Annotated in this window: 10 protein-coding genes; all 10 read right to left on the minus strand. The window is 34.7% G+C overall.

The window, feature by feature from the left end; all coding sequences use genetic code 11:
* Position 1 precedes the first annotated feature (1 nt).
* Positions 2-1459, minus strand: coding sequence for a methylaspartate mutase subunit E (locus VZL98_10620; GenBank protein ID WVH63136.1), 1458 nt, complete (start codon positions 1457-1459; stop codon positions 2-4).
* Positions 1443-2852, minus strand: coding sequence for a methylaspartate mutase accessory protein GlmL (glmL, locus tag VZL98_10625; protein ID WVH63137.1), 1410 nt, complete (start codon positions 2850-2852; stop codon positions 1443-1445). The genes VZL98_10620 and glmL overlap by 17 nt, the downstream gene beginning before the upstream one ends.
* A gap of 12 nt (positions 2853-2864) precedes the next feature.
* The gene (glmS, locus tag VZL98_10630) at positions 2865-3278 is read right to left on the minus strand and encodes a methylaspartate mutase subunit S (protein ID WVH63138.1); all 414 of its coding nucleotides are present in this window, start codon (positions 3276-3278) and stop codon (positions 2865-2867) included.
* A gap of 249 nt (positions 3279-3527) precedes the next feature.
* Positions 3528-4394 carry a DNA-binding domain-containing protein gene (locus VZL98_10635; protein WVH63139.1) on the minus strand — a complete coding sequence of 289 codons (867 nt, stop codon included), beginning with the start codon at positions 4392-4394 and terminating at the stop codon, positions 3528-3530.
* 115 nt (positions 4395-4509) lie between these two features.
* On the minus strand, positions 4510-5433 hold the full coding sequence (gene ftcD / locus VZL98_10640; GenBank protein ID WVH63140.1) for a glutamate formimidoyltransferase: 924 nt from the start codon (positions 5431-5433) through the stop codon (positions 4510-4512).
* Between the two features lie 29 nt (positions 5434-5462).
* Positions 5463-6653: a nucleoside recognition domain-containing protein gene (locus VZL98_10645; GenBank protein ID WVH63141.1), complete on the minus strand. Its 1191-nt coding sequence runs from the start codon at positions 6651-6653 to the stop codon at positions 5463-5465.
* Positions 6654-6799: 146 nt separating this feature from the next.
* A complete protein-coding gene (locus tag VZL98_10650) occupies positions 6800-6937 on the minus strand; it encodes a hypothetical protein (GenBank protein WVH63142.1) in 138 nt (45 codons plus the stop codon).
* A 397-nt stretch (positions 6938-7334) separates the two neighbouring features.
* Positions 7335-8699: a sigma-54 dependent transcriptional regulator gene (locus VZL98_10655; GenBank protein ID WVH63143.1), complete on the minus strand. Its 1365-nt coding sequence runs from the start codon at positions 8697-8699 to the stop codon at positions 7335-7337.
* Positions 8692-10401 carry a transporter substrate-binding domain-containing protein gene (locus VZL98_10660; protein ID WVH63144.1) on the minus strand — a complete coding sequence of 570 codons (1710 nt, stop codon included), beginning with the start codon at positions 10399-10401 and terminating at the stop codon, positions 8692-8694. The genes VZL98_10655 and VZL98_10660 overlap by 8 nt, the downstream gene beginning before the upstream one ends.
* A 420-nt stretch (positions 10402-10821) precedes the next feature.
* Positions 10822-12147, minus strand: coding sequence for an ABC transporter substrate-binding protein (locus tag VZL98_10665; protein WVH63145.1), 1326 nt, complete (start codon positions 12145-12147; stop codon positions 10822-10824).
* Positions 12148-12216: the final 69 nt, after the last annotated feature.

The raw sequence follows: 12216 nt of genomic DNA on the forward strand, positions 1-12216 counted from the left end.
ACTATTTACCCTCCACTCTTCCTATTAGTCTTCCTTTTCCTACTGCAAATACATCATCTACAGTCATTTGGAAATCTACTTTTCTGTTTTCGTATTTTGCTCTTTCTTCCAGTTTTGCCCTGTTGAAATCCAATAAGTCTTTAGTAAACGGAATATTACCGGTCATAAGATATCTTATAGAACCTTCGTTGTCTCTTGCAGGCATCATTTTACCGGCATTGTATTTAGAAGGACCGAATGGAATATCTATGATTCCGGCTTCAAATCCTTTAATGGTTCCGGCAATTAAATCGCCATTTCCTAGTTCAAACATCTTGTCAACCATACATTTTGTTTCCGCTTTGATTATCTCGATCTCGTGAGATAAACTTTGGCTACTTGGCATTCTTTGGCCTTCAAGAAGGTTTAATACCATCTTAGTTGCCTTGATACCTGAAGCATTTGCTTCTTTTGTCGGAATACCGAATGCTTCGTGAGGTGTTTTAACGATTACTTTTGTTGCGCCTGCAAGTGCTGCAGCAGTAGATCCAAGTGCAATAACACCGAATGCTCTTGCTTCATCAGCAGGGAAACCACCCATCCATTGGTGGAATACAGTGGTAACTACACAATCATTATAGCCATATTTGTGAAGGTATTCTTCAGTTTGCTCTTCCAGTGCTCTGATTGCCGCAACGTCTTGGACTAAGTTTCCACATTGTCCATATCCAACAGTTATACTCTTAACTCCTTGTTCAGCAGCAAGTAATGCTTCGATTATAGCTACTGCATTTGAAGTTGAAGGCGGTACCAATGTTCCTGTTAATGGTCCAAATGGTTCTCTGTTTATACTGATTCCATTGTCCTCATAGAATCCAACCAATCTGTCACAATACTGCCAATATTCAAGTGTTTTTTCGATTGATACGGCTTTTGCATAAGGGATGTTATAGCTTATTCCGCCACCCTCATTTGAAGTGTATCCACCTGCATGGATTATCTCAGCAAGAAGTCTTGCATCAGGTGTACCATGTCTTGCTTGAAGTGGAAGTTTAACTGATTCAACAACATGTCTTACATTATGAACCCCATGGTTAACAGCCGGGAATCCGTTCATTAAGGATCTGCCTGCTTTTTGAGATTCAATTATTCCTTGCTCTCCTTCTTCGTATCTGTTTTGTCTAGTGTAAGCATCTATCGTACTTGGAAGTAAGTCACATCCACCTTCATCTTGTAAGTACTGAAGTAATTCGATATGTTCGTCTAATAGTGGAACTCCGGCTCTTGGCTGCGCCAATGTTCTACCTTCTTTTTTAGCTACTTCAAGTTTTTTAGCGAAGTTTCTCTCATCGGGAATCTTCTTCAAATAATCTATTGCATCTTGTAGATCAACATCTTTACCTGTTGGCCATGTTGCAAGAACTTCTTTTCTTACATCCATAAATTCGCCTTCAGGAATCTTTTTATTCTTCCATCTCACTATGATTACCTACCTTCTTTATATATTTTTTCATTACTCTAACAGCCATATCTTCATCAATCATTGCAAGAAGTCCCATACTGCTTAAAATATAATCCGCATCCAAATAGAATTGTGGATTCCTTGGTTTAAGTGACTGGGGTTCTTCCATGGTAAAGGTCGATGCTTTGAGTATCTCTTCAGGATGCTCGGTATATGCAAGAATTCCTCCTGTACCAATTACTGCAGGCAGATCCATAAGATCCTTACCGGTTTGTTGATACATTGGTCCGGTTGGAGAGTATACTTGCTCAACTTCTCCTGCATGTCTCAGCATTGAAATTCTACTGCATACTTTTGCTATGGCATAATCGAAATTCATATCTCTATCATTAGTAGATATAAATCCAGGGCTATTGTGTCTTTTTTCTACCTCTTCAACAACATCGTATTCATATTCGCTTCCAAGATAAGATCTAAGCATTCTCTTACCTGCTACTTCGACAACGGAAGGAATCGAATACCTCATACCAAGGTCACCTTCTACAGTTCTCTTTGCATATGGTTCTTCCAATCCCCTTATAAAAACCGATGGTTTGCTTGGTGCACCTTCAGCTATAGAGTGGACGTCGGTGGTCGCTCCACCAATATCGATTACCACTAAATCTCCTAGTCCGTCTTCATCCTCTGTTCCTCTTGAAAGAACTTCGGCAGCTTTTAAAACGGCTGCAGGAGTTGGCATTACGATGTCACTTATGACTTCTTTTACATGCGTCATACCCTTAGCTTTTGTTATATTTTCCATAAATATAGATCGAATTGTTTCTCTACTGCTTTCGACATTCAATTGATTTAGCTTCGGCATTACATTTTCAGCGATGTAGTATTCTACTCTATCTCTAAAAATGTCTTCTATGTCGTCTATGCAGGACTTATTGCCTGCCACTACGACGGGAACTCTAACACCAAAATCCCTAAGCATTCTAGCATTGTGAATTATGCATTCCGAGTTTCCTCCATCGGTACCGCCGGCAAGTAAAATCATATCGGCATTTGACTCTATGATTTCTTTGGCTTCAGATTTATTGATATTGTGGCTATAAGTGCCTACTATTTTAGCACCGGCACCCAGTGCAGCTCTCTTTGCAGCTTCACTCGTCAGTTCCGGGACAAGTCCCAGTGCGACGATCTTAAGTCCCCCCGCTGCAGATGAACATGCTATTTTTTGTACAATATCGTAATCGGTTCCGACTTTGTCTTCGAGCATCTTCATGGCATTGCGATAGCCATCCATAACATCTGTTTCCACAGTTGTATATGCCCTTGCAGTAGCAACAATTATCTCTTCTTCAATATCAACTAGAGTTACTTTAGTATTTGTACTACCAAAGTCTACAAACAAATATGCTTTCATACATTCTCCCAATTAATCCGGAAAATCTTCTTTTAAATCCCTCAATGTAGTATCGATAGATGTTCCAGGTGGATATACCCTATCGAATCCCATTTTTTCGAATCTAACTTTTACCTCATCAAAGTTCTGTTTTCCAACTACGATATTACCACCTACATAAAGTTTGATTCCTTTAAGTCCGGCTTCATCGCATTTCTCTCTAAGTCCTCTACAGTCCAATTCTCCCTGGCCATACAGTGAAGATACTAAAATTGCATCTGCATTTGTTTCTACAGCAGCATTTATAAAGTCTTCTTGAGGTGATAATACCCCAATATTGATTACCTCATAACCGGCATCGGTTAATGAATAATCCAGTATCTTGTTTCCAACTGCATGACAATCAGATCCGATAACTCCCAATACCAACTTAATCTTCCTTGACATGTCTTTTCTACCTCCATTTATATAATTTATCAAACGTTTTCACAATTATCATATCAGTTATACTACATTTACCTACAATTACCTACAATTTGTAGTATGCTAATTTGATATATTTTATTCTTTTTCTTAAGTTTCACATGATATTTTTTAAAATTAGGTAAATAATCACTTAGTATTTTAGAACCATAAGTTTTAAATATTTTTTCTTTTGCTTATTAATAGAAAAGGACGGAAAAATTCTCCGTCCATTTACATTCCGTCTTTAGCCAGAGAATTGACACCTTCAATAAATTTTCGAATCTGTATACTACCTCTTTCGGTAGATTTCCCCGATAAGTAATTCATCTGTTTTCTGAGTTCATAAAAATCAAAAAGTGCAGCGGCATATCTGTCAAAGACCAAACTATTATAGTCTTCGAGACCGATAAGAGCCACATAGTCCATCGCCCTCTGGGCAGATCTTCTAATTTTCTGCTCAATGGTTTTAGGCTTTTCATTTATTCTATAGCTTATTTTATTGTATAATTCCGATAATAAATAGTCGTTTTTCCCTAAATTTTCCCTGTCACTTAATAGTAGTATTAGGTCTTTAAGTTCTTCAAAACCGCCCGTTCCTTGTAGCCCTAAGCTTATCAGTATCCTGTCAACTTCTTTTTCATAAGATGATATGCTCTTAACATCGTCCTCTTTGGCTGTCAAGTCTTCAGTTACTATTAATTCTCTGATCTTGGAAGTCATAGCTTCCAAGCGTTTTAGTTTCAATGTCTGCTCTATTATATGGATTGTTTCATTGATATTAATAGGTTTTCTAATAAAATAGCTCACGCCGTTTCTATAAGCTTTGGATACGACCTCAGGATCCGTAACTGCGGATATCATTATAAATTTACCTTCATATCCTTTGTTTTTAGACCTCCTGATTACCTCATTTCCGTCTATTCCTATAAGCGAATAGTCGGTGATGACTAAATCGGGATTAAGTGTTGAGATTATTTCAATCGCTTTGTCGCCATACTCGACTTCATCTATTACTTCACCTAATTGTTTTTGTTCTATTATAAAGCTCAGTATTTTTAGAGTTTCTATATTTTCGTCACATAATAAAATTCTATTCATAATCTCACCATCGCCTAAGGATTTTTATACTTATATTATATCCTATAAATGCCGGTATCTCAAAGTTTAGCTTTTAGATAAAAAAAGACCACCTCGAGTGAAGTGGTCGATAAGATTATCCCATTAAGTGGTATTCTAAGATTTGCTCTACGTCAAATCCTTCTAATCTTAGGTAGTATCTTAAATTGTTTAGTAGGTAGTCAAGTTTTACAGGTCCAACCAGTTCTGACCCTGTTACTGTTACTCCGTAGCTTTCAGCTTCTCTCTTAACGAATTCGAATGCTCTGTAAATTGGAGTTTCTGCACAGTTGAATAGGTTCATTGAAACTACAACTCCGTCTCTTTCAGGGAACTTGATTCCAACTGATCTGATTGTTGAGAATCCGCCTGATGGTCCTCTAAGTGCTTTAGAGATTTTCTTAGCAATTGATACATCTTCTGTATCAAGGAAGATATTGTATGCAGTCAGTCCCTCATAGTCAGCAGAAACGATGGTAGCACCGTACTGATCACTTAGTTTTCCGTCAACTGATAAATCAGGTTTTCTAGCTTCATAATCCGGATTTGAAGAGTCTTCCAGAAGTGCTTTAAGACCTTCATATTGTCCTTTTCTTATATAAGAGATGGACTTCTTGTCTTCAGTTCTTGCATTTTCTCCTGAGAAGAAAATTGGTACTTGATATTTATCAAATAGTTCTTGTCCGATTTCTTCAGCAAGTGCTTTAACTTCATCAAGTTCAATATTGTGAAGTGGGAATAGAGGAATTGTATCCTGAGAACCGATTCTTGGATGAGTACCTTCCTGCTCTCTCATGTCGACATTTTCGTAAGTAGTCTTTGCCATCTCAAGTAGTGCTTCTTTTAGTGGCTCAGGCTCACCGATAATGGTTAAAACCGTTCTGTTAAAGTCGTATTCAGGTTCACAAGTAACTAATTTGACTCCTTCTTTGTTTCTAATCGTATTTGCAACCTTCTCAATAACGTCTTCTCTTCTACCTTCACTAAAATTTGGTACCGCTAAAATAAATTTTTTTTTCATTTTATACCTCCAAGTATTTTAATCTTTTTTTATCTAAAAATGATATGCATAAACAATGCTGCAAGCGGCATTGCTATAATAGTTCTCTGTAAGAATACAATCATCAGTTCTCTAAACTTCATAGGGATTCCAGTGTTCATTATTACAACTACAGACTCTGCTAAGAAGATAATTTGTAGCATCGAAACTACAGTTACAAAGAATCTGGTCTTAACATGTAAGTTTGCTGCTTGGTCTGCTATTGTCAGAACCGGAATAAACATCTCTGTAACACCTGTCGGGATAGCTGCTGCAGCTTCCATTGCATCAGGTACACCTAGAACTTTTGTAAGTGGCAGGAATAGATATCCTATCCACTGAAAAATCGGCGTGTACTTAGCTGCAATCATTCCAAGTATTCCAAATGCACATAAGAGAGTGATAACTTTTGGCAGTACCGGGAAAGCATCTACGATACTTGCAACTATTCTTCTTGGCATTGATCCTGAAACATAAGCTCTTTTAGCTCCCCTATTTATACCGGTTTTAAACATTGCAGGTCCGTATTTCATGGTTGCTTCTTTTTTCTCTTCAGCAGTTTGCTCTCTACCATTACTGAAAATGTCCTGTTTTAATGATACGGGCGGTATTCTGGCAATGATTGCCGCTATTACAAAAGCTAAGAAGAAAGATACGAAATAAGTAATAACAAAGTGTTCAGAAATCTGTGCAGCTTCCATAACTACATATGCATAACCTACGGATACGGCACTGAAGCAAGTTGCTACTATACAAGCTTCCTTTGCTGAATAGTTGTTTGATCTGTACATCCTACCTGTTATTATAATTCCCATAGTAGTAGATCCTACAAATGATGCAGTCGCGTCAACTGCTGATTTTCCAGGAACCTTGAATACAGGTCTCATAATCGGTTCAAGTATAACTCCTATAAAGTCTATCAGGCCATAATCTGTAAGGAATGGTATAAAGAATGCACCTACAGGAATTATGGCAGCAACCCCTATTACTACTCCCGGGATTACCATACCTGCAGTTGCCGGTCCTACAATTACTTCACTAGCATGATAAACTCCTATTTGATCTAAGAAATACATAAGTATAAAGAAACCGCCAATCATATAAAAGATTGGATGAACTATTGAATCGGCTTCAAAGTACTTGTATACCTTGCTCTCCTTTTTCGCGAAATACTTACCATATACACTCAAAATTCCAGTCAAACAGAGAATTATTGTACATATGAGGAGAGATCCAACTTTTACTCCATTGATAGTTACCAACATATCTACAAGACTGATAAGTTTATTGTAGATAACACCGAACAGTATGCTGCCATCGCTTAAAGGTATGAAGAATACAAAAATTGCTATCGCTGAAATAATTGCAACTTTAAGACATTGATTCCCCAGTCGGTTTTATCTAATTCAAAATAATCCAAGCTCTTAGGATCATTTAAGTCGACTCTGGATAAGTCGTACTTACTGCTTTTTAAACCATTACTCATGATACACCCCTTATGATATAATTAAATTAGTATTCATATCTCATCTATTATGAATATAATCCATTAGTACATACCGCAATAAGTATGCCATAACCATAAGTGAATCAGCATTATTTTAGATATTTAAATCTATCAATCGTTTTATTACATCTTTTATAAATATTCGTTTAATCCTATCAAAGTTTGCTTTTCACAAAACAATGTTTATGTTACAATGTAAACAAATCTTTTAAATCAATTGAACATTTGTTAATATTTATCCATCTTTTGCTTACTCGAATTTTTTATTAATCAGAACCAGGAAATTTTTTCTTGTGCAATTATTTAATATCCATGTAGCACATTAAATAATCAAACACTTACAAATACAAGGAATTATTTTCCTATTCTTGTTAGTTTATAAGTTATATTTTTTTAATTTATTTCTGATAGTTCTATCTGTTATTCCAAGTATTTCAGCTGCTCTAGCTTGATTATTATCCATTTTTTTTAAGGTCGCTATAATAACTTTTTTCTCTATTTCATCAAGATTTTCTCCAATAAATACGGGAATTAATTCACCTTTTATCCCATATGGCTTATCTTTATTTTTTGTAATTCCACCAATATCTATTGCTCTAAGTTCATCACTTTCATTCAACGCTATCGCTCTTTCAATAATATTTTCTAACTCTCTAATGTTTCCTCTCAGTTCCATCCCTAAAATCGCTTCAAAAAAGTCTTCATTCACCCTATGAATTGGTTTATCTAGAAGCAAGGAGTATTTATCAATAAAGTATTTGGCTAAATAAGGTATATCTTCTTTTCTTTCTCGCAACGAGGGGATTAAGATGTTAATTACATTTAATCTATAATATAAATCTTCTCTAAACTTTCCTTCTTCAATTAATTTCTTTAAGTCTTTATTAGTAGCAGTAATTATCCTAACATCCACATCTTCAGAGACTTCTGCACCAAGTGGAGTTACCTTCTTTTCCTGGATAACCTGAAGCAGTTTCCCTTGTAGGTTTAAATCGAGATCCCCGATTTCATCTAAAAAGAGTGTTCCTTTATCCGCCAATTGAAAGAATCCTTTCTTATCGGCATTGGCTCCTGTAAACGCACCTCTTTTGTAACCGAATAATTCACTTTCTAGTAGATTTTGAGGTATTGCAGCACAATTGATACTATAAAATGGATGCTCTTTTCTATGCCCAATTCGATGAATTACACTAGCAATAAGACTCTTACCTGTTCCACTTTCACCTGTTATAAGTATTATCGAGTCTATATCTTTAATCTTATTCACAGTTTGCATTATAGTTTTCATCTTGCTAGAGTATGCTATAATTCCGTGATTTTCTAAATTCCGCAACTTATCATCTTCAGCATGTTTTACCCTTCTGTGAAGTTTATCCATTTCCACTGCTCTTGATAATGAAAACCTTAAATCATCTAAATCTATTGGCTTAGTTAAATATTGAAATATCCCAGACTTAATGGCTTCTACAGAGGATTCTATAGTTCCAAAGGCAGTAATAATAATTACTACTACATCAGGGTTAATTTCTCGTAGCTTATGATAAAGATCCATGCCATTTTCATTGCCTAACTTTAGATCTAGCACAATTGCAGATATTTCATTTTCTTGGTATATTTTTAACGCTTCTGATATATTGGTAGCGAAATATAGATCATAGTCCTTCCTAAGAGCAAATCTCAACGATTCAGCTATCGCTATATCGTCATCTATTATTAGAATTTTGTCTTCCAATTTACTCATCCACCCTTTCAAAAATAAGTGATATGCTTATTTTATCACTCATTTGAACAACTTTAATCTCACCACCATTTTCCTTAACTAACTGATAAGTTATAAATAATCCCAAACCTGTTCCTTGGGGTTTTGTAGTGTAAAATGGGTCAAACAGTTTATCTTTGTCAATCTTTACATCATTAGAAACATCATTTATAATTGATATTACGCAATAATTTATCTTTCTTTTTACTTTTATTTTTATTGTTCCACCAGCAGGCACCGCTTGTACTGCATTCAATAGTAGATTTATTAATATCTGTTTTATGTGATTCTTGTCACAGTCTAGATAGATACCTTCATCTATATCATATTTAATCTTTACATCCATAGAATTTGTTGTTTTGATTATAGATTTGATAATTAGATCTTTCAGAATCTCACTTACAATAAATTTTGTTTTATCCGCTTTTGCTGGTCTTGAGTACTCCAAAAGATTTGATAACATTTCATCAATTTGTTTTATTTGATTTGGTACATGATAAAACAAAGATTGTCTAAATTCAGGATCATCATACTCAGTAGGTAATAACTCAATAAAATTCTTAATACTTGTTAAAGGATTCCTTATTTCATGAGCTATTTTTAGAAGTAAGAATCCAAGTGATTCCATTTTATCTTTTTCAGCTAGCATTTCTCCTAATCGTTTTTTTTCGGTCACATCAATCAAAGTTACTATAACACCAATTGTTTTATGTTCTGTATCAGCCATTCTATTATAGTGAATCTCAAGCTGTTTTTGCTCAGAGTTTAGTTCAATATTTAAAGACTTATGTAACGTTTCACTACGTCCATCAAGAATCTCTTGAAGCATGTATGGATCAAATAAATTGGCTTGATTTGTTTCATAGAAGTTTCGATATAGAATATCTTTTTCCTTTATTGATAATATCCTCTCCGCATTATTATTTACAGCTTTGACTTTCCCAAGTGCGTCTATATATATTACACCACTGTTCATTTGACTTAACAATTCGTAACCTAGACTAGCGGACCTATCAACAAACCATTTTTCATATATTTCTTCATAGACACCATTATTTTTAATAGTTTCTATTCCTTTATTTATCTTCGCAATTAACTCCGGTTTTTTACGACTACAAGCCATACAGTATTTCGTCATATTTAGCGGCTTACCAACTAATTTAATCTTATCACCATATCCAATATTACTTACCATATAGCTAATGGTTTGTCTATTACCAATAATCACATCAACCTCTTTATTAACCAATGCTTCAAGAGCTTCTCCTTGATTTTTGGTTACAATTAATTCTTTGTAACCCCCAATATTCGTATTCATCATAACATGAGCTGCATCATACTCCTGAACAGCAATTTTATATCTTGAACTATCTTCAAAATCAACTATATCTTCTCTCTCAGTTAATTTAAAAACAGAATGAAAGGTAGTTAAAATAGGGAGAGAAAACAAATACCTATCCGCTCTACTTTTTTGTTTTGATATAAATTGAACTATGTCATATTCACCTTCGGCAAACAATTCTAATGCTTTAGACCAATCTAACAAAGTTATATCAGCATCTACATTGATTTCATTAGCAATCGCTACGCTTAATTCATATGCAAATCCATTACATTTTCCGTCTTCATCTAAATACTCATATGGTGGATGAGCTTTATCTCCACAAAATTTTATTTTTTCCATTTTTCCCCCATTTAATAATAAATATATTTGATAACAACTAGATTTGTTAATATCAATGAGCATATCATTAAATTTATCCATTAACTATAATCTCTGAAGCTATTTAATAATTAAAATTCTATTATTTGATATTTAAATTATATCGTATCTTTAGTTATTGTGCTGTTCTATTATAAGTTAATATAAACATAATATTAAAGACTGATACACCCTTTTTAAAAACCTAAATCCTTACCTCGCATTTATTATTTTTAAAGCACTCAGATTAAGTTAAATTGAACCATCACTAATAACCTAGGGAGTAGTTTGAGTGAAGTCTAAAATACTTTTTAATCGTAGTGATGGTTCAATAATATAGAATATACTGTTTTAGTTAATAATCATATTTTAATTCTGTTATTCTTTTCGTATATAAATCTTTTACCATCCTGGGAATGGATAAACTGGGTCAGCATCTTTAAAATTAGCAGGCCATACACAATGCCAGTCTCTGTCTGTTCCAACTGCTTCATCTATGTTAGGTGGGATATATTGCCCTACACCCCAGCGGAAATCAGATCCATTACCACCACTTGAGTTCATTTGATACGGGTAAGCTGCTAAAGTAAACTCATTATTAGTTAATGTTTCAATTAGTTTATCTTTTTCAATAGATCCTGCTTTATTTGCAGCTTTAGCAGCTAACTCAACTGCCATAAATCCTGTCAAATGGTCATTACCTGGTACATGATCATATTTTTCTTTAATTACTTTAGCTAAGTAGTCTTTTGTATCTGACTCATATTTATCTTTATATACAGAATATGAGAAAAATCCTTTTTGTGCAACTTCTGGTGCAAGTCCTCCTAGTTCAGGTCTAGTCCATGAAAGTGTATCCCATCCCATACCTTCTATAATCATATAATCTGCAGAGTAGTCTAATTCTTTTGCTTTCTCTACAAATCTTACACTATCTTCGAAATAATGCGGAACGAAAACTATATCTGGTTTTAGCTCTTTAAGTTTAGAGATTACTGGTGCCCAGTCACTATGTCCAGGCTCGAATAATTCATTATATACAATATCGAATCCATTCTCTTTCCAGTATGGTATTACAGAATCTGCGATTTCTTGACCATATGATATATTTAAGTTACATACTGCAATCGTCTTTGGCTTCTCTAATCCCTTTGTATTCCACTCATCAAAGTTTACAAAAAATTCTGCAACGTCATGCCACCATTGTCCACCTCTCCACTTATCATCCATTTGAATATTTACTATGTTTTGTCCAAATGAATCATTGGCTACGTAACTATCAGCAGCAATACAGAACATCATCTTATCGTGTTTAGCAACAACAGGAGCTGCAGCTAAAAATGGGGATGTATACGGTGAAACCAATAAATCAACTTTGTCTTGAGTAATTAACCTTTCATAAAGCATTGGTATCTTACTCTCATCGAACTCATCATCATAGTACTTTAGCTCAACCGGTCTACCGTTTATTCCACCTAATTCTTCGTTTACGTACTTAATAGCTGCTTCTGCACCCTCTAATGCCATCTTTCCAGCGTGTGAAACTGGTCCACTTACTGTAAATGTACCTCCTATTACAATTGGATCTCCATTTGAAGCTGTTTCACTACTTGTCTTAGACTCAGAGTCTCCAGATTGCTTTGGCTCTCCACTATCACATGCGACTAGTGAAAATACCATAAGTAAAACTAACATGATTTTTAGAAACGATTTAAACTTAACTTTCATTTTTTCCTCCTAATAAAATATATTTAGATCAATGACTCCACTCATCGATACCCAAAAATTATTGTGTCT

The organism is Peptoniphilaceae bacterium AMB_02 (assembly GCA_036321625.1).
GTDB classification, from domain to species: domain Bacteria; phylum Bacillota; class Clostridia; order Tissierellales; family Peptoniphilaceae; genus Microaceticoccus; species Microaceticoccus formicicus.

What these genes read in the sequence shown, in the direction of transcription:
- glmL (WVH63137.1), bottom strand. Translation starts at nt 2,852, where the DNA reads ATGAAAGCATATTTGTTTGTAGACTTTGGTAGTACAAATACTAAAGTA.
- glmS (WVH63138.1), bottom strand. Translation starts at nt 3,278, where the DNA reads ATGTCAAGGAAGATTAAGTTGGTATTGGGAGTTATCGGATCTGATTGT.
- VZL98_10635 (WVH63139.1), bottom strand. Translation starts at nt 4,394, where the DNA reads ATGAATAGAATTTTATTATGTGACGAAAATATAGAAACTCTAAAAATA.
- ftcD (WVH63140.1), bottom strand. Translation starts at nt 5,433, where the DNA reads ATGAAAAAAAAATTTATTTTAGCGGTACCAAATTTTAGTGAAGGTAGA.
- VZL98_10650 (WVH63142.1), bottom strand. Translation starts at nt 6,937, where the DNA reads ATGAGTAATGGTTTAAAAAGCAGTAAGTACGACTTATCCAGAGTCGAC.
- VZL98_10655 (WVH63143.1), bottom strand. Translation starts at nt 8,699, where the DNA reads ATGAGTAAATTGGAAGACAAAATTCTAATAATAGATGACGATATAGCG.
- VZL98_10660 (WVH63144.1), bottom strand. Translation starts at nt 10,401, where the DNA reads ATGGAAAAAATAAAATTTTGTGGAGATAAAGCTCATCCACCATATGAG.
- VZL98_10665 (WVH63145.1), bottom strand. Translation starts at nt 12,147, where the DNA reads ATGAAAGTTAAGTTTAAATCGTTTCTAAAAATCATGTTAGTTTTACTT.